General features: G+C 70.1%; 20 protein-coding genes and 1 pseudogene. 12 read left to right on the top strand and 9 right to left on the bottom strand.

Features of this window, described 5'->3' with window-relative positions:
- Positions 1–86: 86 nt before the first annotated feature.
- On the top strand, positions 87–1,079 hold the full coding sequence (locus GXW83_RS27375; RefSeq protein ID WP_182445723.1) for a hypothetical protein: 993 nt from the start codon (positions 87–89) through the stop codon (positions 1,077–1,079).
- A gap of 376 nt (positions 1,080–1,455) precedes the next feature.
- Here the strand turns inward: GXW83_RS27375 and GXW83_RS27370 are convergent, their stop codons facing one another.
- Positions 1,456–2,289 (bottom strand): DUF4238 domain-containing protein, encoded by an 834-nt coding sequence (locus tag GXW83_RS27370; RefSeq protein WP_182445722.1) that lies wholly within the window; start codon positions 2,287–2,289, stop codon positions 1,456–1,458.
- Positions 2,290–2,403: 114 nt separating this feature from the next.
- Complete coding sequence (locus tag GXW83_RS27365) at positions 2,404–3,171, bottom strand: hypothetical protein (RefSeq protein ID WP_182445721.1); 768 nt, start codon at positions 3,169–3,171, stop codon at positions 2,404–2,406.
- Between the two features lie 2,388 nt (positions 3,172–5,559).
- Between GXW83_RS27365 and GXW83_RS27360 the strand changes: the two genes are divergently transcribed.
- The 4 genes from GXW83_RS27360 to GXW83_RS27345 all read left to right on the top strand — a co-directional run bounded on the left by GXW83_RS27360 (position 5,560) and on the right by GXW83_RS27345 (position 8,812).
- Positions 5,560–5,841 (top strand): hypothetical protein, encoded by a 282-nt coding sequence (locus tag GXW83_RS27360; protein ID WP_182445720.1) that lies wholly within the window; start codon positions 5,560–5,562, stop codon positions 5,839–5,841.
- Between the two features lie 347 nt (positions 5,842–6,188).
- Entirely contained in the window at positions 6,189–6,830 is a 642-nt protein-coding gene (locus GXW83_RS27355; protein ID WP_182447599.1) for a DNA-processing protein DprA, read from the top strand.
- A 498-nt stretch (positions 6,831–7,328) separates the two neighbouring features.
- Positions 7,329–8,144, top strand: coding sequence for an RNA polymerase sigma factor WhiG (gene whiG, locus GXW83_RS27350; protein ID WP_225447561.1), 816 nt, complete (start codon positions 7,329–7,331; stop codon positions 8,142–8,144).
- Between the two features lie 101 nt (positions 8,145–8,245).
- Positions 8,246–8,812 carry a TetR/AcrR family transcriptional regulator gene (locus GXW83_RS27345; RefSeq protein WP_182447597.1) on the top strand — a complete coding sequence of 189 codons (567 nt, stop codon included), beginning with the start codon at positions 8,246–8,248 and terminating at the stop codon, positions 8,810–8,812.
- A gap of 41 nt (positions 8,813–8,853) precedes the next feature.
- On the opposite strand, the gene GXW83_RS27340 is transcribed toward GXW83_RS27345, so the two are convergent.
- A complete protein-coding gene (locus tag GXW83_RS27340) occupies positions 8,854–9,555 on the bottom strand; it encodes a M23 family metallopeptidase (protein ID WP_225447286.1) in 702 nt (233 codons plus the stop codon).
- Positions 9,556–9,924: 369 nt separating this feature from the next.
- Here GXW83_RS27340 and rpsB point away from each other — a divergent pair, with 369 nt between their 5' ends.
- The 6 genes from rpsB to rlmN all read left to right on the top strand — a co-directional run bounded on the left by rpsB (position 9,925) and on the right by rlmN (position 16,101).
- Positions 9,925–10,848, top strand: coding sequence for a 30S ribosomal protein S2 (rpsB, locus tag GXW83_RS27335; RefSeq protein ID WP_182445719.1), 924 nt, complete (start codon positions 9,925–9,927; stop codon positions 10,846–10,848).
- A 140-nt stretch (positions 10,849–10,988) separates the two neighbouring features.
- Positions 10,989–11,825, top strand: coding sequence for a translation elongation factor Ts (gene tsf, locus GXW83_RS27330; RefSeq protein ID WP_182445718.1), 837 nt, complete (start codon positions 10,989–10,991; stop codon positions 11,823–11,825).
- 160 nt (positions 11,826–11,985) lie between these two features.
- Positions 11,986–12,750, top strand: a complete 765-nt coding sequence (gene pyrH / locus GXW83_RS27325) for a UMP kinase (RefSeq protein ID WP_370466788.1) — start codon at positions 11,986–11,988, stop codon at positions 12,748–12,750.
- A 116-nt stretch (positions 12,751–12,866) separates the two neighbouring features.
- Positions 12,867–13,424: a ribosome recycling factor gene (gene frr / locus GXW83_RS27320; RefSeq protein ID WP_182445717.1), complete on the top strand. Its 558-nt coding sequence runs from the start codon at positions 12,867–12,869 to the stop codon at positions 13,422–13,424.
- A 161-nt stretch (positions 13,425–13,585) separates the two neighbouring features.
- A complete protein-coding gene (locus GXW83_RS27315) occupies positions 13,586–14,818 on the top strand; it encodes a phosphatidate cytidylyltransferase (RefSeq protein ID WP_225447284.1) in 1,233 nt (410 codons plus the stop codon).
- A 161-nt stretch (positions 14,819–14,979) separates the two neighbouring features.
- Positions 14,980–16,101: a 23S rRNA (adenine(2503)-C(2))-methyltransferase RlmN gene (rlmN, locus tag GXW83_RS27310; RefSeq protein WP_182445715.1), complete on the top strand. Its 1,122-nt coding sequence runs from the start codon at positions 14,980–14,982 to the stop codon at positions 16,099–16,101.
- Between the two features lie 30 nt (positions 16,102–16,131).
- Here the strand turns inward: rlmN and GXW83_RS27305 are convergent, their stop codons facing one another.
- From GXW83_RS27305 to GXW83_RS27290, 4 genes and pseudogenes are all read right to left on the bottom strand, one after another.
- A complete protein-coding gene (locus tag GXW83_RS27305; protein WP_182445714.1) occupies positions 16,132–17,262 on the bottom strand; it encodes a hypothetical protein in 1,131 nt (376 codons plus the stop codon).
- Positions 17,263–17,579: 317 nt separating this feature from the next.
- Positions 17,580–18,269 (bottom strand): annotated as a pseudogene (locus GXW83_RS27300) (ABC transporter ATP-binding protein); the annotation flags it as partial.
- Between the two features lie 193 nt (positions 18,270–18,462).
- A complete protein-coding gene (locus GXW83_RS27295; RefSeq protein WP_182445712.1) occupies positions 18,463–19,839 on the bottom strand; it encodes an aspartate aminotransferase family protein in 1,377 nt (458 codons plus the stop codon).
- Entirely contained in the window at positions 19,836–20,309 is a 474-nt protein-coding gene (locus tag GXW83_RS27290; RefSeq protein WP_182445711.1) for an Lrp/AsnC family transcriptional regulator, read from the bottom strand. Before GXW83_RS27290 ends, GXW83_RS27295 begins: the two co-directional genes overlap by 4 nt.
- Positions 20,310–20,481: 172 nt before the next feature.
- Between GXW83_RS27290 and GXW83_RS27285 the strand changes: the two genes are divergently transcribed.
- A complete protein-coding gene (locus tag GXW83_RS27285; protein ID WP_182445710.1) occupies positions 20,482–21,933 on the top strand; it encodes a gamma-aminobutyraldehyde dehydrogenase in 1,452 nt (483 codons plus the stop codon).
- Between the two features lie 119 nt (positions 21,934–22,052).
- On the opposite strand, the gene GXW83_RS27280 is transcribed toward GXW83_RS27285, so the two are convergent.
- Positions 22,053–22,490, bottom strand: a complete 438-nt coding sequence (locus tag GXW83_RS27280) for an Lrp/AsnC family transcriptional regulator (protein WP_182445709.1) — start codon at positions 22,488–22,490, stop codon at positions 22,053–22,055.
- A gap of 5 nt (positions 22,491–22,495) precedes the next feature.
- Positions 22,496–23,857 carry a transaminase gene (locus GXW83_RS27275; RefSeq protein WP_182445708.1) on the bottom strand — a complete coding sequence of 454 codons (1,362 nt, stop codon included), beginning with the start codon at positions 23,855–23,857 and terminating at the stop codon, positions 22,496–22,498.
- Positions 23,858–23,937: the final 80 nt, after the last annotated feature.

The following is a 23,937-nucleotide window of genomic DNA, read 5'->3' as shown; positions in this document are numbered from 1 at the left end:
GCCAGCCCGCAAGCCGTTCCGGTGGGGACCAAACTCCTCTCCAGCGCGCAGTGGAGTTGCCCCTACCAACCCAGTAAGGAGACCCGGTGACCACACCCATGACCCCTCTTGAAATGGAGCGGTTGGCCTTCGTCAAGTTCCTCTTTGACCAGGGGCAGGCCCAGGCACGCCAGCCCGAACCCCTGAACGCGACCGCCGTGCTGTCCTTCCATGACGCCGTGGAACAGTTCCTTCGGCTGGCAGCGGACCACCTCGGGGTCTCGTTGTCGAAGAATGTCACCTTCCTCGGCTACTGGAGCGAAATCAAGTCCGGCAGCACAGCTAACATCACATTGCCCAGCAAGGCTCCTATGGACCGGATGAACAGCCTTCGCGTTGGGTTCAAGCATCATGGAACTATCCCCTCGAAAAGTGCCATCGAACAGTCGCGCGCGGACTCGGTGACCTTCTTTACCGATGCTGTTCCGATGGTCTTCGGTGTTGGTTTCGAGGGCATCGACATGATTGATCTTGTTACGCAACCTGAGACCGCTAAGATTCTTCGGCACACTCAAGCACAGGCCGATGCCGGACAGTGGCCGTCAGCAATGGCCGGACTCATGATCGCATTCACTGGGCTCGTCAATCACTATGGCGAGTACCATACTTACGATAGAAGCCACCCGTTCCGATTTGGGCCCACCATCGGCCCCCTGGCTACCTCGATGGACCCCGTGACGACAGCGCTGCGTCCACTTTTCCAGGCTGTCGGCAGCATGCAGACTGCCATGCGAATCATGGCCCTGGGGATTGATTACAGTCAGTATGCAAAATTCGAGGTGATCTGCCCGAAGGTTAGCCAGATCTACTCGGAAAATGGGACTCGATACACCTTCCATTTGACCGAGGCTCAGAGGCAGGCGCTTGGCGTGACCGAGTATGAGTCCGGCCGTCATTTCGTTATTGAGGCGGCGATTCAAGCTGCCCGCGCGGAGTCCGCACTCCAGGCGCGGAGTGACCACCAGGCGATCAACAGCCCAGCACCAGGCGTCTGGCACTCGGGCACGGCGCACGAGTGGAAGGCCCCCGAAGAGGCGTAATAGGTCCCTTGCCGTGACCGCCGCCAGGGTATGCGGGGCAGCGGTCATGGGGCTGGAGCCGTACGAAGTGCAGACGGGGTACGTTCGCCACGCTCTGGTCCTCTCCGGCCCTGAGGCGGGCCGCTGGCCTGGAGTCCTGCCGGCCATTGGCCGGAAGGTTCCTTCGCTTCGCCGTGCACCATGCACATCGACGGTGCTATCACCCGGCTGATCCTGTGTGGCCCTGCCTGCGTGCGACCCCTCCCTGCTGCAGGCCGAGCTCCGAAAATCCCGTCTCCCCAGCCCCTGTGGCCATCTCGCGAAGCGAGTCCGGAAAGTCGGGCACTTGGGGCACTTTGGGCACTTTCGCCCTGGGGGGGCATGTGTCGGTTCTCATTTAGACCTCGTCGAAGAGGAACCGCTGCCCAGCGACGTCCTGGAATGCGCCGCGGGCCAGAGTGACACGCTCTGATACTTGCTTCGCAGTGCGCTGCTGGGCGAGATCCAGGGCGTCGGCGGGGTGCCCGACAATGAACTCGGGCGCTTCGGTCCAGGTCGCGGCGTTGAGCCAGCGGACCCAGTTGGGACGAAGAACCTGGTGGTCGAAGCCTCCCGTGAGGCCACGCTTGAGCCATCCGACGAGCGCGACGCTCTCGCTCAGCGGGAAGTAGAGTCCTCGGCCGGCCCAGCCCTGTTGGCCTATGTAGGTCCAGCTGAGGTCGTTGAGGATGAAACGGGGCGCATCCGGGGAGGTGTGCAGGACGCGCCAGCGGAATCCACGGACCAGTTGGGGGCCGCGCGTCAGGACGTCCAGCCGGGCCACGTGAACCTCGTCTCCGGTGATGATGGGCATGCCAAGTTCGGCACGCCAGCGATTCACCGCTTGGGCGAAGTTGGGATGGCGCACGCCAGCCATGGCGACGTAGTCCATGAGCATGCTGTGGTCCTCGGCGGTTTCCCGGCCGGCCGCGAGACGTTCGACGAGGTGGGGCAGGTGGGGCTCAACGGTTTCCCAGACCTTGTCGACCACGTCCTTGTCGACACCGGGGGGCGGGTCGTTGAGTCGGTACATTCCGGGACGCCAGCCGATGTACTGGGCTGCGGCCTCCCGTGGCCCCTCCCACCTCCGTCGCCTCCAGACGACTACGGCATCGCGTGGGTCACGGCCTGCGCTGTCGCCAAACCCACCGATGAGCGCGGCGGGCAGGTAGTGCTGCTTTCTTCCGGACATCTGCTCTCAATCTCAGTCGGGAAGCCGCGCTGCCGGCTCTCCACAGCCGGGGACTTGATTCCCCGGCCGTTGGGCCGCAGGCGGTATGGGGCGCGGTCTGCTACGAAGCGGGGCCTACAGAGTGCCGCGGGTGGAGCCTGGCGCGATCGGACCGTAGCGCCCTGGAGCGGTGGGGCCCCAGCGGGTGTCGTTGGGGCCGGCGAAGACCTCGCGGGGCAGTGCGGTGGCGGCTTTGCTGACCGTCTCGAAGACGTCCAGGCTCACGACTTCGTCGGCTGTCGCGGGTGCCGCGTCCGGGGTTCCGTCGCCGTATGCGGCGAGGACGTTGGGGCGAATGGTGGATTCACCTCGCAGCCAGGCAACTATGCGTGCGTCCTCGGCCTGGGCGACGCGCAGTACACAGACTGCGCTCAGGTAGGGGTGGCTACCGCGAACGGAGTTGTCCGGCTCGTCGACGTGGAGCCGGCCGTTACGGCCTGTCGTCCAAGTCAACTCAGCACTCTGCGTGAAAGAGACCTGTTGGTCTCCATACATGGCCGCGATGACCATGGCGGGCGCTAGGGGTACCGGAGACATACGGGGGTTGGCGAGCACGACCACAAGAGGGTAGGGCGCGATGCCCTTGAGCTGGCTTGCGCCTGTGGAGATCTTGCTCCGTACAGCGGTGAGCTTCGGCATCGGGACGAAGCCACTCGGCGATGAAGCCGGCGTCACCGGCGGGGGGTCGAACGACTTGACCTCAACGACGACCTCGTGGCCATCGGCGCGAACCAGGTAGTCGGGGCGCTTCGCCGTGCCCAAGTCGGGCTCGTAGTCAAGGATCTCGTAGCCGCGTGCGTCCAGGTAGCGCTCGAACAGTGCCTCGCCGGGATCGGTGGTCATGGGCACCATGGTGCGCCTGATTCAGCCTCCCTGGTGCCCACTGCAACATGCGGCCAGAACCCAGTAGCAGGTATCGAGCCCCCACGGCCTATCCGGTCAACCTGGGCGCGTCGAGCTACTCGCCTCGGGCTGCGTGCTGAACTCTCGCGTGAGACCGATTGCCACTTTGACTGGCCATCGCACTTGTTCAGTTCCCGGGTCCGAGGGGGCCGTTACTCAACGACTGGCTGAGCACCAGCACCATGCGCTGGGGGAGTGGTCGAGAGGCAGCCACCCGTGACCGCACATGGAACGCGTCCACTCCCAGGAACAGGCCAGCTCAACGGGCCTCCGACCGAAGGTCTTGCAGCTCCGAGGCGAGGCTCTCCTCCTGGTACGTCAACCCCATAGCTGCTGTCATCACCCATCTGAGTGCGGCGTTCTTAAATTGACGACTGAGAAACGATGCCGGCTGACCTCAAGGCTGTCTGCGGCGCGAAGCGAGATCTCGCTGCGAGCGTTAGAGGCGGGCTGCCGCGATTGGTGGCTGCGGCAAAGCCGCAGGTCAGAGCCCTGGTGGGGGGGACGTCGTGGCGTCGTCCTGTCAAGGCTTCGCTGATGCTTCCTCGATGGCCTTCGATGGGGGAGTCGTCTTGCATTGGGGGAGTCGTCTGGGGTGGCGATTCGAGGATGCGAGGCGAAGGTGCAGGTCAGTGTGAAGGTGCAGGTCAGTGTTACGAGGGGGGCTGTGATGGAGGCGCTGCCAGGTCGCCGAAGCATCCTTCGTAGCTTCGAGGGTTCTGCAGCTTCGATGCGTTGTTCTCTGTAGAGAGATCGGTGCAGCCTCGGTGCTTCATCGATGGCGGGCTGCCGCGATTGGTGGCTGCGGCAAAGCCACAGGTCAGAGCCCTGGTGGGGGGACGTCGTGGCGTCGTCCTGTCAAGGCTTCGCTGATGGGGGAGTCGTCTTGCATTGGGGGAGTCGTCTGGGGTGGCGATTCGAGGATGCGAGGCGAAGGTGCAGGTCAGTGTGAAGGTGCAGGTCAGTGTTACGAGGGGGGCTGTGATGGAGGCGCTGCCAGGTCGCCGAAGCATCCTTCGTAGCTTCGAGGGTTCTGCAGCTTCGATGCGTTGTTCTCTGTAGAGAGATCGGTGCAGCCTCGGTGCTTCATCGATGGCGGGCTGCCGCGATTGGTGGCTGCGGCAAAGCCGCAGGTCAGAGCCCTGGTGGGGGGACGTCGTGGCGTCGTCCTGTCAAGGCTTCGCTGATGCTTCCTCGATGGCCTTCGATGGGGGAGTCGTCTTGCATTGGGGGAGTCGTCTGGGGTGGCGATTCGAGGATGCGAGGCGAAGGTGCAGGTCAGTGTGAAGGTGCAGGTCAGTGTTACGAGGGGGGCTGTGATGGAGGCGCTGCCAGGTCGCCGAAGCATCCTTCGTAGCTTCGAGGGTTCTGCAGCTTCGATGCGTTGTTCTCTGTAGAGAGATCGGTGCAGCCTCGGTGCTTCATCGATGGCGGGCTGCCGCGATTGGTGGCTGCGGCAAAGCCGCAGGTCAGAGCCCTGGTGGGGGGACGTCGTGGCGTCGTCCTGTCAAGGCTTCGCTGATGCTTCCTCGATGGCCTTCGATGGGGGAGTCGTCTTGCATTGGGGGAGTCGTCTGGGGTGGCGATTCGAGGATGCGAGGCGAAGGTGCAGGTCAGTGTGAAGGTGCAGGTCAGTGTTACGAGGGGGGCTGTGATGGAGGCGCTGCCAGGTCGCCGAAGCATCCTTCGTAGCTTCGAGGGTTCTGCAGCTTCGATGCGTTGTTCTCTGTAGAGAGATCGGTGCAGCCTCGGTGCTTCATCGATGGCGGGCTGCCGCGATTGGTGGCTGCGGCAAAGCCGCAGGTCAGAGCCCTGGTGGGGGAGACGTCGTGGCGTCGTCCTGTCAAGGCTTCGCTGATGCTTCCTCGACGGCCCAATGCGCCCCAAGTGATTCAAATCTAAGCCATCCTCCCTGGTCAGGGGGGCTCTACTGTTCTAGCTACATGCGGCCAAGCCTTGCGTGTGAAGCAACCTTGCTTCTATGCTCACAGCACTGGCTTTTGCTGAACCTCAATTCTTGGGCAAGCAAGCGCCGAACTGATAGGTGGGTTCACCCAGTACCTACCTGTCTGGTCTGACTGTTAGTCGCCCGGGGCAAGGGATCAGGTCTCACAGTCGGACACAATCGAAGATCGTTAGCGCCTACCACGGTTCTAGTGGCAGGCGCTAGATCTGTTTGCCGACTGTGATGATCTTCACACTACTGCCATTTGGCTGGCGCTGGCCATGGTCATCGCTCCTAAGCTCCTCCTGACCGTGGAGAGACCCCCTGCCCCGGGCGCCACAAAGCGGTTGACACAACATCAACATCTACTGGGTAAAGGCAAGATGACGACCAAGATGTTCAAGACGGTGAGCGGCCACCAGGTCCGCGTTGGCTACGCCAGCGTGTGCATGCTGGCGATTGCGGACTCCGTGACCAACCACTTCGCTCCGGGCTCTGGCCTGCACGAGGAGCTCACGAAGGCGGCCACCGGTGCCGCCGTCGCCGGAATGATCCACATGGTGGTGAACGGCGTGCGGTGGGTGATCCGCTGGGCCCGGTCCGCGATCGTCGAGCAGGTGAAGACCGAGATGGCGACCGCCGCGGAGAGCAACGACGGAACCTGAGGCTCCTGTTCGAGCGCCGAGGCTGCGGTAGCAATCCGCTACCGCAGCCTCGGCGCTACGTCACGATGTGGCTTGCTGGGGCGGTTGGCGGCCGCTCGACCGGTACGGCCGCAGAGGGCGCTGGACCGATTCCTGGCCGGGGCCGCCGGTGAGGGGGATCGGGGCCGGGTCCTCGGCAGGGTTTGGTCGCTGACCTTGCCCATGCCCACGGGCTGGGGGCTCGGCTGGTCTGCGCCGGCGAACCGGAGCCGCCCACCCTGGCTGAAAGACCCGGGCTCGGCCTGCCCCATCGGGCAGTGGGGTCCGCGAGGATGCAACACACCTAGACCAGCTAGAGAACGTACGGCATCGACGCCGCCGCCCACCGGGGCGCGCTGGCCGCCACCGGGCTCACCCTGGGCGTCCTGGCCTGCGGCCTGGACCAGTGCTATCCGCGCGGCAACGCCGCCCTGCTCGGCCGCATCGCCGAACAGGGGCTGCTGATCAGCGAGCTGCCGCTGGGTGCGCACCCCACCAAGCCCCGGTTCCTGCTCCGCAACCGGGTCATCGCCGCGCTCACCCGGGGCACGGTCGTGGTGGAGGCGGCCCGGCGCAGCGGCGCGCTTTCCACCGCCCGCCGCGCCCGCGACCTCAACCGGCTGGTCATGGGCGTGCCGGGGCCGGTCACCAGCGAACTCTCGGCGGGGGTGCACGCGCTGCTGCGCGCCGGCGGCAGCCTGGTCACCGGCGCGGACGAGGTGATCGAGCTGGTCGGCGCGATCGGCGCGGACCTCGCCCCGCCGGGCCGGGGCCCGGTACTGCCGCGCGACGCGCTGGGCGGCGAGGCGCTCCGCGTGCTGGAGGCACTGCCGGTCGGCAGCCTGGGCGCGCCGGTGGAGCGGCTCGTCCGGGGCGCGGGGCTGCCCGGCGACCGGGTGCTGCGGCGGCTGTACGAACTCGGCTCGCTGGGCCTGGTGGAGCGCCGGGGAGAGCGCTGGTGCCTGGTGTGAACCGCGGCGGCTCCGGCGTCGGCGCCAGCCACCTGATCGAGCGAGCACGCGTTGTGCATAGCGCTCAGAGACCACGTGGTCACGCTACGCTCGCAACCGCTCGGTTCAACGCAGCCGATGGAACGGCAGAACGGCTCAAGACGACGCATGCCCATGTACTCAAGCTGCCCCGGGGACGAGCCCCGCACCTTCGGCAGGCGCTCCTGGTCGACGCGCGCGCGGAGGACGGCAACCCATGGCGAGGCTCAGTACATCCCCGGGGCCCGCAACGGCTCCTCCACCCCGAGCGCCCCCAGCCCCAACACGCCGACCCCCGGTACTCCTGCTCCAAGCGTGCCTGCTCCAAGCGTGCCTGCTCCCGGCGTTCCTGCTCCCGGTTCCCAGGCACCGGCCTCGGACGCACCGGCCGCGCCGGGGCCGCCCTCCGCCGCCCCCGCGCCGACCGCCCCCGCGCCGACCGCCCCCGCGCCGCCCGCTTCCGGGCAGGGACCGGTGCTGGTGCCCGGTCCGGCGCAGCCGCCGGAGCTGTCGGTCGCGCCGCCCCCGGCCCGGCGTCCCCTGGACGAGCTGTGGCGCAGCTACAAGGCCGACGGCGATCCCCGGCTGCGCGAGCAGCTGATCCTGCACTACTCGCCCCTGGTCAAGTACGTGGCCGGGAGGGTGGGGGTGGGCCTTCCGGCCAATGTGGAGCAGGCGGACTTCGTCTCCTCCGGCGTCTTCGGACTGATCGACGCCATCGAGAAGTTCGACCCCGCCCGGGCGATCAAGTTCGAGACCTATGCCATCAGCCGCATCCGCGGTGCCATCATCGACGAGCTGCGCGCCCTGGACTGGATCCCGCGCTCCGTCCGGCAGAAGGCGCGGACGGTTGAACGTGCCTACGCCACACTGGAACTGACGCTGCGTCGGACGCCGACCGATCCCGAGGTCGCCGCCGAGATGGGCATCGCCCTCGATGATCTGCACACCATCTTCAGCCAGTTGTCGCTGGCCAATGTCGTCGCCCTGGACGAGCTGCTCAACCCCGGCGGTGAGGGCGACGGCAGCGGTCGGACCAGCCTGGTGGACACCCTGGAGGACACCACCGCCGACAATCCGGTCGAGATCGCCGAGAGCCGGGAGCTGCGCCGACTGCTCGCCCGCGCCATCAACACCCTCCCCGAACGGGAGAAGACGGTGGTGAGTCTGTACTACTACGAGGGCCTGACCCTCGCCGAGATCGGCCAGGTGCTGGGGGTCACCGAGAGCAGGGTGAGCCAGATCCACACCAAGGCCGTGCTGCAACTGCGGGCCAAGCTCTCCGACGCGCGTTGAGGCAGCCGCGACCCGGTGTCGAGCCCTCGTGCCCCGGCCCCTGCACCGCCGTGCGGCGGCCGGTCTAAGCTGGTCCGGTGCCCAAGATCCGAGCCGCAACTCTGGCCGAGCATCGTCAGCTGCAGCGCGACGCGCTGCTGGAGGCCGCCCGCGCACTGCTCGCCGAGGGCGGCATGGAGGCCCTGAGCTTCCCCAACCTCGCCCGCCGGACCGGTCTGGCCCGCTCCTCCGTCTACGAGTACTTCGGCTCCCGCGCCGCCGTCGTCGCCGAGCTGTGCGCGGTGGACTTCCCCGCGTGGGCGGCCGAGATCGCCGAGGCGGTGGCGGCCGAGCGGACGCCCGCCGCGCGGGTCGAGGCGTACGTCCGGGCGCAGCTGGCGCTCGCCGGGGATCCCCGGCACCGCGCGGTGGCCGCCATCTCGGCGGGCGAGCTGGACGACACCGCGCGGGAGCGGATCCGGGCCTCGCACGGCCAGCTGGTCGGCCTGGTCGTCAGCGCGCTGGCCGATCTCGGCCACCGGCAGCCGGGGCTGACCGCCGTGCTGGTGCAGGGTGTGGTGGAGGCGGCGGTGAAGCGGCTGGAGATCGGCGCGGCCGAGGATCCGACGGCCATCACCGAGAGCGCCGTCGCCCTGGTCATGCACGGCGTCACCGTCGTCGCCGACTGAGCAGTCCGCCGGGCCGCGCACCGGTGGCCGGTAGCCGGGCGTCAGTCGGCGGCCGCCTGGTCCGGTGGCAGCAGCCGGGCGTGTCCGAGCCCGACCAGGGCCAGCGGATCGAGGTAGCGCTGCCCCCGCAGCAGCCCCCAGTGCAGGCAGCTCACCGGGCAGCGGCCCAGCCCGCCGGGCCCGACCGATCCGCCCGGTCCGCCGGGACCGCCCGGCCCGGGGGCGACCCGGGCGATCACCTCGCCCCTGGCCACCGCGGCCCCCGTCGGCAACAGCGGCTGGACCGGCTCGTAGGTCGTCCGCAGCGCCGGTTCGCCGATGCCGGGGTGGGTGACGGTGAGCACGCCCACGCCGGCGACCGTCCCGGAGAAGGTGACCACGCCCTCGCGCACCGCCAGCACCGGGGTGCCGACGGCCGCCGCGAGGTCCACCCCCCGGTGCCCGGCGGCCCAGGGAAGCGGCGGCGGGTCGAAGCGGCGCAGCAGGTCCCCGGGCAGCCGCCCCACCGGCAGCAGCGGCCCGGGCGGCGGGGCGGCTGCCCGGGGCAGCCGATCGTGGTACGGCAGCCGATCGTGGTAGGGCAGCGGATCCGGGTGCAGGACGACCGCCGCGTGCGCCGGATGCGGGCGGCCGACCAGCGCCATCGCCAGCCACAGCAGCACGCCGACGGCCAGCAGCAGGGTCCGGCCGTCGAGGTGGGGCGGGCGGCAGCCGGTGCCGCCGGGGGTGTGGAGAGAGGTCATGGACAGGACTCTCCTCGTCAGGACGGTCGTTCCGGCGCCGTCGGCGGCTGTCTGTGGACAGTCCCGGGGGTGTGGACAACTCGCTCACCCACACGAGTGAGGGGGTGACCCCTCGCGCGCGGTTCGCCCGGTGTCCCGCAGTTCCCGTACACTTCACTCGCGACCCGGCACGCCGGGTCGACTTCGCACGCCCCGCCACCGGTAGTTCGGCTCTCGTCCGCCCGGTGCAGTGCCACTCGGTCCGCGCGGAACTACCGGTGCCCCGTCCAGGGGACCCCGGGAGCACCGCGCAGGCACGGCACGGTCAGGGCGTCAGGCGCTTCGGCCTCCCGGCCGTCGCGGACAACCGAGAAACCGAGGAGTACGGCCATGGCCGTCGTCACGATGCGGGAGCTGCTGGAGAGCGGCGTCCACTTCGGTCACCAGACCCGTCGTTGGAATCCGAAGATGAAGCGGTTCATCTTCACGGAGCGCAACGGCATCTACATCATCGACCTGCTGCAGTCGCTGAACTACATCGACCGCGCCTTCGAGTTCGTCAAGGAGACGGTCGCCCACGGCGGCAGCGTCCTCTTCGTCGGCACGAAGAAGCAGGCGCAGGAGGCCATCGCGGAGCAGGCCACCCGCGTCGGCATGCCCTACGTCAACCACCGCTGGCTCGGCGGCATGCTGACCAACTTCTCCACGGTCTACAAGCGCCTGCAGCGGCTCAAGGAACTGAGCGAGATCGACTTCACGGATGTGGCCGGCTCGGGCCTCACCAAGAAGGAGCTGCTCGTCCTCCAGCGCGAGTACGACAAGCTGGAGAAGACCCTCGGCGGCATCCGCGACATGCAGCGCGTGCCCTCCGCGGTGTGGGTCGTCGACACCAAGAAGGAGCACATCGCCGTCGGTGAGGCGCGCAAGCTCCACATCCCGGTGGTGGCGATCCTCGACACCAACTGCGACCCCGACGAGGTCGACTACAAGATCCCCGGCAACGACGACGCCATCCGCTCGGTCAGCCTGCTGACCCGCGTGATCGCCGACGCCGTCGCCGAGGGCCTGATGGCCCGTTCCGGTGCCGCCAAGGGCGACGCCAAGGTCGAGGGCGGCGCCGACCAGCCGCTCGCCGACTGGGAGCGCGAGCTGCTCGTCGAGGGTGAGAAGAAGGCCGACGAGGCTCCGGCCGCCGACGCCGCGGCCGACGAGACCCCGGCCGACGAGACCCCGGCCGATGAGGCCCCGGCTGCCGAGGCTGCCCCCGCCGAGGCCCCCGCCGCCGAGGCTTCGGCCGAGGCCGAGCAGGGCTGACGACTTCAGGGCGAGGGGTACGGCGGCTGACCCCGGCGTACCCCTCGCATCGTGCCGGGCCCTGTGCACCGCCGGACCAGGCGGAGACCGGGCCCGGCCGACCCACCTCCACCGATATCGTGAGAAGAGACTGAAGAACAATGGCGAACACCACCGCCGCTGACGTCAAGAAGCTCCGTGAGCTCACCGGCGCCGGAATGATGGACTGTAAGAAGGCCCTGGACGAGTCGGAGGGCGACGTCGACAAGGCTGTCGAGCTGCTCCGCATCAAGGGCCAGAAGGGCGTCGCCAAGCGCGAGGGCCGTGACGCCACCAACGGCGCCGTGGTCTCCCTGCTGGAGGACGGCGACAAGGGTGTCCTGGTCGAGCTGAACTGCGAGACCGACTTCGTCGCCAAGGGCGGCCGCTTCGTGGAGGTCGCCAACGCGCTGGCCGCCCACGTCGCCAAGACCTCCCCGGCCGACATCGAGACCGCTCTGGCCAGCGAGATCAACCCGGGCCAGACCGTCCAGCAGTTCGTGGACGAGGCCAACGCGAGCCTGGGCGAGAAGATCGTCTTCCGTCGCTTCGCGCAGTTCACCGGTGGTGCGTACGTCGCGGCGTACATGCACCGCACCGACCCCGACCTGCCGCCGGCCATCGGCGTCCTGGTCGAGCTCGACAAGGAGAACGCGGAGATCGCCAAGGACGTCGCGCAGCACATCGCCGCCTTCGCCCCCACCTTCCTCTCCCGCGAGGACATCCCGGCCGAGACGCTGGACAGCGAGCGCCGCATCGCCGAGGCCACCGCCCGCGAGGAGGGCAAGCCCGAGGCTGCCCTGCCGCGCATCGTCGAGGGTCGCGTCACCGGCTTCGTCAAGGAGAACGCGGTCCTGGAGCAGGCGTTCGCCAAGGACAACAAGAAGACCGTGCAGAAGGTCCTGGACGAGGCCGGCGTCAAGCTGGTCCGCTTCGCCCGCTTCCGCGTCGGCGCCTGACCCCTGGGGGTCTGCGGCGGAGGCCCGATCCGGGTCTGCGCCCATACGATGTGAGTCGTGGATACGACGAGGAGGCCACTGCCGTGCAGGTAACCGTACTGGTTCCGGCGGCAGTGGCCTCCTCTCGTACGCGTGCCCGTACCAGCGCACGCACAAGTTCATGCACCAGGAGGAGTCGATGCAGATGACCACCGAGGACGGTTCGCGCCGCCGCGTACTGCTCAAGCTCTCCGGCGAGGCTTTCGCCGGCGGGGGCGGACTCGGCGTTGATCCGGACGTGGTCCACGCCATCGCCCGGGAGATCGCCACCGTGGTCCGCGGCGGGACCGAGGTCGCCGTGGTGATCGGCGGCGGCAACTTCTTCCGCGGGGCCGAACTGCAGCAGCGCGGCATGGACCGGGCCCGCTCGGACTACATGGGCATGCTCGGCACGGTGATGAACTGCCTGGCGCTGCAGGACTTCCTGATGAAGGAAGGCATCGAGACCCGGGTGCAGACCGCCATCACCATGGGCCAGGTCGCCGAGCCGTACCTGCCGCTGCGGGCCGTGCGCCACCTGGAGAAGGGGCGCGTGGTGATCTTCGGTGCGGGTATGGGCATGCCGTACTTCTCCACCGACACCACCGCCGTCCAGCGCGCCCTGGAGATCCACGCCGAGGTGCTGCTGATGGGCAAGAACGGGGTGGACGGCGTCTACGACTCCGACCCCCGGACCAACCCGGGCGCGGTGAAGTTCGACGGCCTGGAATACTCCGAGGTGATCACGCGTGATCTCAAGGTCGCCGACCTCACCGCGATCACGCTCTGCAAGGACAACGACCTGCCGATCCTGGTGTTCGAGCTGCTGGCCGAGGGCAATATCGCCCGCGCGGTCCGCGGTGAGAAGATCGGCACGTTGATCAACGGGGCGGCCGACCGTAGCTGACCCCGGCAGGGGATGGACATGTGGCCGGACGTCCGCGAACGGGCCCGGTAGCAGCCGCAGTAGCAGTGCCCGCACAGCAGGAGTCGAGACCGGGTAGCACCGGACAGGAGCACATTGTGATCGAAGAGACCCTCCTCGAAGCCGAGGAGAAGATGGAGAAGGCCGTCGCCGTCGCCAAGGACGACTTCGCCGCGATCCGTACCGGCCGTGCGCACCCCGCGATGTTCAACAAGATCGTCGCTGAGTACTACGGTGCGGTCACCCCGATCAACCAGCTGGCGTCCTTCTCGGTGCCCGAGCCGCGGATGGCGGTCGTCTCGCCGTTCGACAAGAGCTCGCTGCGGGTGATCGAGGAGGCCATCCGCAACTCGGACCTCGGCGTCAACCCGTCCAACGACGGTTCCATCATCCGGGTGGTGTTCCCGCAGCTCACCGAGGAGCGCCGGCGGGAGTACATCAAGGTCGCCCGCACCAAGGGCGAGGACGCCAAGATCTCCATCCGCGCGGTGCGCCGCAAGGCCAAGGAGATCCTGGACAAGCTGAGCAAGGACGGCGAGGCCGGCGAGGACGAGGTCCGCCGCGCCGAGAAGGAGCTCGAGGACGTCACCGCGCGCTATGTCACGCAGGTGGACGAGCTGCTGAAGCACAAGGAAGCCGAGCTCCTCGAGGTCTGATGAACGACGACTCCTATTGGGGGCCCGCCTCTGACGACAGAGGTGCCGGGGCCCGACCGCAGCAGGGCCACGAAACTCCCCTGGGAGGACCGGTCCCGCCCTCGTGGGCGGGGCCGGCGTTCGACCACTCGCAGCAGTACCCGCTGCAGGGCGCGGACGACATGGCGCAGACTCAGTACATGCCGCCAGTCGCCGATAGCCTCGGACCGGACCGCTCCTACCGGGCGGCCCCTCCCGGGGAGCCGCGCTCGCAGCAGCAGGGCCCCCCGCAGCAGAGCCCGGAGCCGGAGCAGGGCGACGGCCGGCCGGGGCCCGGGCAGCAGAGCGGCCAGCCGCAGCCCGAGGAGGCGACCCGGCTGACCGGGCCGCTGTTCCGCGACGACGTGCCCCCTCCTCCGCCGCCGGTCTCCGGCGCGGAGCAGACCGCGATCCTGCCGCCGATATCCGACGACTCGCCCGCCCCGCCCGGCTTCCACCCGGCCCCGCCGGGAGGCCCCGCCGTGCCCGCCGCACCGTCGGCCCCGCGCCCGCCCGGCTCCGCCCCGGCGGCGGCCCGGACGCCGCAGCCCCCCAAGGCCCCCAAGGGCGGCCGTGACCTGCGCGCCGCCGTCGGCGTCGGCGTCGGCCTCGGGGTGGTCGTGGTGGCCTCGCTGGTCTTCGTGAAGTGGCTGTTCGTCGGCGTCGTCGCGGCGGTCGTCGTGATCGGCATGTGGGAGCTGACCAGCCGGCTCAAGGAGAGCAAGGGGATCGACGTCCCCCTGGTCCCGCTGGTCGTCGGCGGCGTCGCCATGCTGGTCAGCGCCTACCTCGGCGGGCCGGAGGCGTCGGTCATCGCGCTGGCGCTCACCTCGCTGGCGGTGCTGGTCTGGCGAATGGCCCAACCGCCCGAGGACTACCTGCGGGACGTCACGGCGGGCATCTTCACCGCCTTCTACGTCCCCTTCCTGGCGACCTTCGTGATGCTGCTGCTGGCCGCGCACGACGGGCCGCAGCGGGTCGTGGTCTTCATGGTGCTGACGGTGTGCAGCGACACCGGCGCATACGCCGCCGGTTCGCGCTTCGGCAAGCACAAGCTCGCGCCCCGGATCAGCCCCGGCAAGACCCGCGAGGGCCTGGCCGGCGGCGTCCTGCTGTGCATGCTGGCGGGCGCCCTGGGCATGCAGTTCATGATCACCGGCGGCTCCTGGTGGCAGGGCCTGGTCCTGGGCGCCTGCGTGGCGGTCAGCGCCACCCTGGGCGACCTGGGCGAATCCATGATCAAGCGCGACCTGGGCATCAAGGACATGGGCACGATGCTGCCCGGCCACGGCGGCATCATGGACCGGCTGGACTCCTTGCTGCCCACCGCCCCGGTGGTATGGCTGGTCCTGGTCGGCTTCGTCGGCGCGCACTGACCGGCGTCCCGGCCCGGCCTGCGACCTCGCCTGCGCCGACCGTTCGTGACGCCGACCGTTCGTGACGCGGGCCGTTCGTGACGCGGGTCCTGACCACCCCTGAGGCGGTCGGGGCCCGCGTTTTCGTTCCCCCCGGGCCGACCTGCGACACTGGGGGAACTATGCCTACCAAGCCCGGTGAACTCACCTTTGTCGCGCCGCGTGGCGCGAAGCCCCCGCGCCACCTCGCCGACCTCAGCGCCGACGAGCGCCGCGAGGCGGTGGCCGCACTGGGCGAGAAGCCTTTCCGCGCCGACCAGCTCTCGCGCCAGTACTTCGCCCGCCTCTCCGACCGCCCCGAGGAGTGGACGGACATTCCGGCCGCCGCCCGGGGCAGACTCGCGGAGGAGCTCCTGCCGGAGCTGATGTCGGTGGTCCGGGACGTCTCCTGCGACGACGACCGCACCCGCAAGACGCTGTGGAAGCTGTTCGACGGCGTGCTGGTCGAGTCGGTGCTGATGCGCTACCCCGACCGGGTGACCATGTGCATCAGCTCGCAGGCCGGCTGCGGGATGAACTGCCCGTTCTGCGCCACCGGCCAGGCGGGCCTGACCCGCAACCTCTCCACGGCCGAGATCGTCGAGCAGATCGCGGCCGGGATGCGGGCGATCAAGGCGGGCGAGTTCGGCGGCAGCGCCGAGGGCGAGGCCGGGGCGGTGCGGCTGAGCAATGTCGTCTTCATGGGCATGGGCGAGCCGCTGGCCAACTACAAGCGGGTGATCGCCGCCGTCCGCCGGCTCACCGATCCCGCGCCGTCCGGCTTCGGCCTGTCGCAGCGCGGCATCACCGTCTCCACCGTGGGCCTGGTCCCGGCGATGAACCGGCTGGCCGAGGAGGGACTGAGCGTCCGGCTGGCGGTGTCGCTGCACGCGCCCGACGACGAGCTGCGGGACACCCTCGTCCCGGTCAACACCCGCTGGAAGGTGGACGAGGTGCTGGACGCGGCGTGGAACTACGCCGAGCGCTCCGGCCGCCGGATCTCCATCGAGTACGCCCTGATCAAGGACATCAACGACCAGGCATGGCGGGCCGACCTGCTGGGCCGCCTGCTGAAGAACCACCGGGTGCACGTCAACCTGATCCCGCTGAACCCGACGCCGGGCTCCCAGTGGACCGCCTCGCGCCCGGAGGACGAGCGCGAGTTCGTCCGGCGGCTGCAGCACCACGGCGTTCCGGTGACCGTCCGCGACACCCGGGGCCAGGAGATCGACGGCGCCTGCGGCCAGCTCGCCGCCGCCGGATAGCCCGACGGCGGGGCCCCGGCGCCCCGGCGGCTAGGCGCCCGTGGCCAGGGCGGCGGCCAGGGCCGCTGCCCCGCCGCCCGCCGCCAGCAGCACCAGCGTGGTGGCCGCCGCGCGCAGCAGCGCCGAGCCGCGCAGCAGCGCGGTGGGCGCGCCCATCCGGTACAGGGGGGCGTACGCCCGGCGGCGCGCGCCGGTCAGCTCCGCCACCCGGGCCAGCAGAGCGCCCAGGACGCACAGCGCGACCAGGCCCGCCTCCACCCCCGGCAGTGGCCCGCGCACCGGCGCCAGCCGGTCGGCGGCCACCACCGCCAGCGCGCCGGTGACCGTCAGCACCGCCAGCGGCGTGCCCAGCTGCCAGGCCCCGGCCTGCATGCCCCGCCCGGCCAGCAGCCGGGCCGGACGCGGACGCCCCCAGGCCAGCGCCGTCCCGACGCCGTACAGCAGAGCCGGGACGGCCAAGCCGATCCCGGCGACCATGATCAGCCCGCCCACCACCTCGGCCGGACCGCTGCCGCTGCGCACGCCCACGGCCGCGACCGCCAGCCCGACCGCGGGCACCAGCAGCACCGCGCCCAGGTAGCGCGGCGAGGGACGCCGCTGGGCGAGGTCCGCCTCGTCGGCGGGCAGCAGATCGCGCGGCCGGACGGCAGCCGCCGCGGCCAGGCCGCCGAGCAGCGGCACCACCGCCAGCAGGGTGGCCGTGGCCGCGGCCGGGAGCGCCGTTCCGCCGCCGAGGGCCGGCTCCAGCCGCCCCCCGGGGACGAGTTCCAGCAGGTGGGCGCGGAGGGCCAGGAAGCCGAGCAGGCCCAGGACCGTGCCCAGCGCGCAGGCCAGCGCGATCTCCAGGGCGAGCAGTGCCCGCAGCCGGACCGCCCCGGCGCCCGCCGCGAGCAGCCCGGTCAACCGGGCCGACTGCTGCAGCGGCACCGAGCGGGCCCAGGCCGCCGCCAGGTAGCCGACCCCGACCAGCGGCGGCAGGCACCACAGCAGCCGTGCGGCGGTGGTCCAGCCGTGGGCGGCGGCACCGTCCGGGGCGCTGAGCGCCCGGCCGAGGGCGCGCAGCAGCAGCGCGGCCACGGCGGCGGAGGCGGCGGCCGTCAGCAGCCACCGGCCGAGGTCCAGGGCGCGGTAGCCCCGGGCTAGACGGAGGTAGGCGAACAACGATCCGGATCCTCTTCGAGGCTCTTCGCGGCAGGGGACGTGGACGCGGCCGTGGGCACAGGCCCCTCGGCCACAGGCGAAGCACCGCCCCCGGCTCCGGCGGCGGCAGCAGCGTCAGGCGCGTCGCCGGACTGACGGGCCGCCCCGGCGGGCGCAGCGGCTGTTGCGCGCGGTGTGCCGACGGCGGCAGCTCCCGCGCCTCCGGCGACGGCCTGCCCGGCGGGCGCGGTCGGCGCAGCGGCCTGCGGGCGGGGTGCGCTCCGCGGCGCGGTCGCGGGGGCGGCGGCTGCCGCTGCTGCGGCGAGGGCTTGGCGGCTGGTGACCGGGGGGGCCAGGCGGCCGTCGGTCATGGCGGCCACGCGGTCGGCGTAGCGGGCGACGGCCGGGTCGTGGGTGGCCAGGACCAGGGTGATCCGGTGCGAGCGGGCGGCGGCGACCAGTATCCGCATCACCTGGTCCCGGGCGTCGCGGTGCAGCGGCGCGGTGGGGTCGTCGGCGAAGACCACGGACGGGCCGTGGACCAGCGCGCGGGCCACGGCGATCCGCTGACGCTGCTCCTGGCGCAGCTCGCAGGGGCGCAGCCGGGCGCAGTCGGCGACGTCCAGCCGCTCCAGCCACTCGCTCGCGGCGGTCGCCGCCTCCCTGCGGGTGGCGCCGGCCAGCAGCGGCGGCAGGGCGACGTTCTCGGCGGCGGTGAGCTCGGGCACCAGCCGGGGCTCCGGGCCGACGTAGCCGAAGCGCTCGCGGCGCAGCCGCTCCCTGGCGGCCCGGCCGAGCGGGTGCACCGGCGAGCTGTTGAACCAGACCTCGCCCTCGTCCGGGACGCTGAGGCCGCTGAGGCAGTCCAGCAGGGTGGACTTGCCGCTCCCGCGCGGGCCGGTGACGGCGAGGACCTCGCCCTCCCGTACGCCGAGGGAGACGCCGCGCAGTGCGGGGGTGCCCTGATGGGTCTTCACCAGCGCCCGTGCCCACAGCGCGTCGTTGTCCGGTGGGGCGACGGTCGTCACTGGGTCCTCCCGGTCGAGATGCTGCTTCTGAAGGTAGAACGAGTGATCAGCCGACCGGTTGCGCGACACGGCCTGCGCCGGGAACCACCGGAATGGCCCGGACGCCGGAAACGCCGCTGGGCGGCCCCGACCGGTGAAGGTCGGAGCCGCCCAGCGGCGGAGGGGCGGGTCGCGGCGGACCCGTCGCGCGTCCCTACATGCGGTTCCACGCCTCGGTGAGCACCGTGCGCAGGATCTGCTCGATCTCGTCGAAGGTCGACTGGTCGGCGATCAGCGGCGGGGACAGCTGGATGACCGGGTCGCCACGGTCGTCGGCGCGGCAGTACAGGCCGTTCTCGAAGAGGGCCTTGGAGACGTAGCCGTAGAGGATGCGCTCGCACTCGTCGTCGTTGAACGACTCCTTGGTGGCCTTGTCCTTCACCAGCTCGATGCCGTAGAAGTAGCCGTTGCCGCGGACGTCGCCGACGATCGGCAGGTCGTGCAGCTTCTCCAGGGTGGAGCGGAAGGCGTCCTCGTTGGCGAGGACGTGCTTGTTCAGGCCCTCGCGCTCGAAGATGTCCAGGTTGGCCAGGGCCACGGCGGAGGAGACCGGGTGTCCGCCGAAGGTGTAGCCGTGCAGGAAGGTGTTGTCGCCCTTGTAGAACGGCTCGGCGATCCGGTCGGAGATGATCGCCGCACCGATCGGGGAGTAGCCCGAGGTCATGCCCTTGGCGCAGGTGATGATGTCCGGGATGTAGTCGAACTTGTCGCAGGCGAACATCGTGCCGAGGCGGCCGAAGGCACAGATGGTCTCGTCCGAGACGAGCAGCACGTTGTACTGGTCGCAGATCTCGCGGACCCGCTGGAAGTACCCGGGCGGCGGCGGGAAGCAGCCGCCGGCGTTCTGCACCGGCTCCAGGAAGACGCAGGCCACCGTCTCCGGGCCCTCGAACAGGATCTCCTGTTCGATCTGGTCGGCGCACCAGCGGCCGTACGCCTCGGGGTCGTCGCCGAAGATCGGGGCGCGGTAGATGTTGGTGTTGGGGACCTTGTGGGCACCCGGGACCAGCGGCTCGAAGGGGGCCTTCAGGGCCGGCAGGCCGGTGATGGACAGGGCGCCCTGGGGGGTGCCGTGGTACGCCACCGCGCGGGAGATCACCTTGTACTTGGTGTGCTCACCGGTCAGCTTGAAGTACTGCTTGGCCAGCTTCCACGCGGTCTCGACGGCCTCGCCGCCACCGGTGGTGAAGAAGACCTTGTTGAGGTCGCCGGGGGCGTAGCCCGCCAGGCGCTCGGCCAGCTCGACGGCGGCGGGGTGCGCGTAGCTCCAGATCGGGAAGAACGCGAGCTTCTCCGCCTGCTTGCGGGCGACCTCGGCCAGCTCGGCGCGGCCGTGGCCGGCCTGCACCACGAACAGACCCGCGAGGCCGTCCAGGTACTTGCGACCGTTCGAGTCGTAGATGTAGGTGCCCTCGCCGCGGACGATGGTGGGCACGGGGTTGTTCTCGTACGAGGACATCCGGGTGAAGTGCATCCACAGATGGTCGTAGGCGGACTTCGAAAGGTCCTTCGTGGCCGGGTCGGCGCTCATCGGGTACCCCAGGTGTAGGTCTGTTTCCGTAGCTTCAGATAAACGAAGCTTTCGGTTCTCCGCACGCCGGGAAGCGCGCGGATGCGCTTGTTGATCAGTTCGAGGAGGTGCTCGTCGTCCTCGCAGACCAGTTCGGCCATCAGGTCGAACGAGCCCGCGGTGACGACGACGTAGTCGACCTCGTCCATGGCGGCCAGCGCGTCCGCGACCGGCTCTATGTCGCCCTCGACGGTGATGCCCACCATCGCCTGGCGGGTGAAGCCCACGGTCAGCGGATCCGTCACCGCGACGATCTGCATGACACCCTGGTCGAGCAGCTTCTGGACGCGCTGCCGTACGGCTGCCTCGGACAGGCCCACGGCCTTGCCGATGCTGGCGTACGGGCGTCTGCCGTCCTCCTGGAGCTGCTCGATGATCGCCTTGGAGACGGAGTCGAGGGGAACGCTGCCGTTCCGGTCACGGTTGGCCACGGGGCCACCCTGCCCTATCGAGCGCCAGTCTGCAAGGGAATCCGTCGCAGTTGGATCAAAATTGAACTGATTCCATCGTTGTCCCGGCCCAGGTCTGCCGATAACCGCAGGTTCAGAGCTACCCTGGGGTGGACCGGGCACGCTGGAGTGCACGATTCGAGGAGAGGTCACCGTGAGCGAGCTTCACACGCTGCGCAACTACATCAACGGCGCATTCACCGACGCAGCCGACGGCCGCACCACCGAGGTCATCGACCCCACGACCGGTGAGGCGTACGCGACCGCGCCGCTCTCCGCCGAGGCCGACGTGGACGCCGCCATGGCTGCAGCCGCCGCCGCCTTCGAGGTGTGGCGGGACACCACCCCCTCGGTACGCCAGCGTGCCCTGCTGAAGATCGCCGACGCGATCGAGGCGCGTGCCGAGGAACTGATCGCGGTCGAGTCCAAGAACACCGGCAAGCCGCTGGGGCTGACCGCCTCGGAGGAGCTCCCGCCGATGGTGGACCAGATCCGCTTCTTCGCGGGCGCGGCCCGGATGCTGGAGGGCAAGTCCGGCGCCGAGTACATGGAGGGCCTGACCTCCTTCGTCCGCCGCGAGCCGGTCGGCGTCTGCGCCCAGGTCGCGCCGTGGAACTACCCGATGATGATGGCGGTGTGGAAGTTCGCCCCGGCCATCGCCGCGGGCAACACCGTCGTGCTCAAGCCCTCCGACACCACGCCCGCCTCGACCGTGCTGATGGCCGAGATCATCGGCGGCGTCCTGGCCGAGATGGAGCTGCCCGCGGGCATCTTCAACGTCGTATGCGGCGACCGCGAGACCGGCCGGCTGATGGTCGAGCACCCCACCCCGGCGATGGCCTCCATCACCGGCTCGGTCCGGGCCGGCATCCAGGTCGCGGGCTCCGCGGCCAAGGACGTCAAGCGGGTCCACCTGGAGCTGGGCGGCAAGGCCCCGGTCGTGGTCTTCGAGGACGCGGACATCGCCGCCGCCGTCGAGGGCATCTCGGTGGCCGGCTTCTTCAACGCCGGCCAGGACTGTACGGCCGCCACCCGCGTCCTGGTCCACGAGGGCATCCACGACGAGTTCGTCGCCGCGCTGGCCAAGGCCGCCGCCGACACCAAGACCGGCCTGCCGGACGACGAGGACGTCCTCTACGGGCCGCTGAACAACGCCCACCAGCTGGCCCAGGTCAGCGGCTTCATCGACCGCCTCCCGGCGCACGCCAAGGTCGAGGCCGGCGGCCACCGGGTCGGCGAGCAGGGCTACTTCTACGCCCCGACCGTGGTTTCCGGGCTGCAGCAGGACGACGAGATCATCCAGAACGAGGTCTTCGGCCCGGTCATCACCGTGCAGAAGTTCTCCGCCGAGGCGGAGGCCGTCGCCCACGCCAACGGCGTCGAGTTCGCCCTGGCCTCGTCCGTCTGGACCAAGGACCACGCCCGCGCGATGCGGCTGGCCAAGCGGCTGGACTTCGGCTGCGTGTGGATCAACACCCACATCCCGCTGGTCGCCGAGATGCCGCACGGCGGCTTCAAGAAGTCCGGCTACGGCAAGGACCTCTCCGCCTACGGCTTCGAGGACTACACGCGCGTGAAGCACGTCATGACCTCCTTGGAGGGCTGACCGAGAGCGCAGTATGACCTCCTTGGAGGGCTGACCGAGAGCGCAGCATGACCTCCTTGGAGGGCTGAGCCCTGACCGCCCGGGGGCCCGGATGCTTCGGCGTCCGGGCCCCCGGGCGGTCACACGTCCCAGAGGAACCGGTGCGTGTGGATGCCGAAGTACGGGAAGTTCTGCACCCGGGTGACGCCCTGGATCGGCCGGACCACGTCATTGATGAAGTCCAGCAGCTCCCGCGGCTGGTGGCACACCACCTCGGCGAAGAGGTCGAAGCCGCCCGAGGTGAGCACGCTGTAGACCACCTCCTCGCGGTCGCCCAGCTGGTCCGCGACCGCCCGGGCGTCCCCGTCGACGCATATGCCGAGCAGCGCCATGGCCTGCCCGCTCATTCTCATCGGGTCGGTGACCCCGACCACCTGCACCGTCCGGCTGTCGATCAGCCGTTGCAGCCGCTGGCGGGCGGCTGAGGGGGAGAGGCCCACTTTGGGGCCCAGCTCGGCGTACGGGATGCGGCCGTCGGTCTGCAGCTCGCGCAGGATGGCCCGGTCGATGTCGTCCACGGGCGCTAGCTTGCCAGTTCGGCCAGAGCCTCGGTGAACAGGGCGGTGTGGGCGTCCACGTCGGTCTCGGTGGTGGCCGGGCACATCAGCGCCATGTTGTGGAACGGGGTCATCAGGATGCCCCGGTTGGCCATGAATAGGTGCAGGTAGTCCTCCAGCTCGGGGTCGGAGCAGGCCGCGGACTCGGTGCCGTTGCGCGGCGCCGCGTCGGCGAAGCGGTACTCGGTGCGCGCGCCCAGGCGGGTGACCGACCAGGGCAGGCCGTGCTTGGCGATGCCCTCGGCGACGCCCGCTTCGAAGCGCTCGGACAGCGCGCCCATGGCGGCGAACGCCTGGTCGGTGAGGACGTGCTCCAGGGTGGCCCGCATGGCGGCGACCGAGAGGGCGTTGCCCGCCAGGGTGCCGCCGACCCCGCCCATGTCGACCAGGTCCAGGTCGGCGCGGCCGAGCAGCCGGTCGGAGAGGTCCGCCGAGAGCCCGTAGCCGCCCGCCGGGATGCCGCCGCCGATGGCCTTGCCGACGGTGAGGATGTCCGGGGTGAGGCCGTAGGCGGCGGTCGCCCCGCCCGGCCCCGCCGACAGGGTGTGCGTCTCGTCGTTGATCAGCAGCGTGCCGTGCCGCCGGGTCAGCTCGCGGACGCCGTCCAGGTAGCCGGGCTCGGGCAGGACGATGCCGATGTTGGTCAGCGCGGGCTCCATCAGCACCGCCGCGACGTCGCCGTGGGACAGCTCGCGCTCCAGCCCGTCCAGGTCGTTGAACTCGGCGACGCGGCTGGTCAGCGTCACGTCGCAGGGCGCGCCGACATTGCCGGGGCGGCTGGCGCCGCGGCCGTCCGGGCCCACGACGATCAGCGACTCGTCGACGCTGCCGTGGTAGCTGTAGCTGTTGACCAGGATCTTGGGGCGGCCGGTGACGGCGCGGGCCAGCCGGATCGCCCAGCGGTTGGCGTCCGTCGCGGTGAGCGAGAACGACCAGCGCGGCAGGCCGAAGCGGCGGCTCAGCTCGGCGCCGACCCACTCGGCGTCCTCGGTGGGCAGCATCGCGGTCGCGCCGCCGCGTACCCGGTAGCGCTGCTCCACCGCGTCCGCGACCGCCTCGGGGGAGTGCCCGGCCATGGCGCCGGTGTCGCCCAGGCAGAAGTCGACGTACTCATGGCCGTCGATGTCGGTGACCCGGGCGCCCCGGGCGCTGTCGAGGTAGAGCGGGAAGCCGCCGGCGTTCTTGTTCATCCAGGTCATCGGCACGCGCCCGAACAGGTGGTCGGCCCGCTGGTACGCCGCCTGCGAGCGCGGGTTGCGCGCGATGCCGGCGGCGGTCTCGCGGGCGAGCAGCCGCTGCAGCCGGGCACGGTCGACGGACACGGGCATGGGAACCTCCTGTAGGGCCGAATACGCCTGACCGTACAGTCGATTCGAGCGTGAGATCAATGAAGAACGCACGAATCTCT

The organism is Streptacidiphilus sp. PB12-B1b (assembly GCF_014084125.1).
In the GTDB taxonomy this organism is placed as follows: Bacteria; Actinomycetota; Actinomycetes; order Streptomycetales; family Streptomycetaceae; genus Streptacidiphilus.
This window is presented reverse-complemented; position numbering and strand designations above follow the sequence as displayed.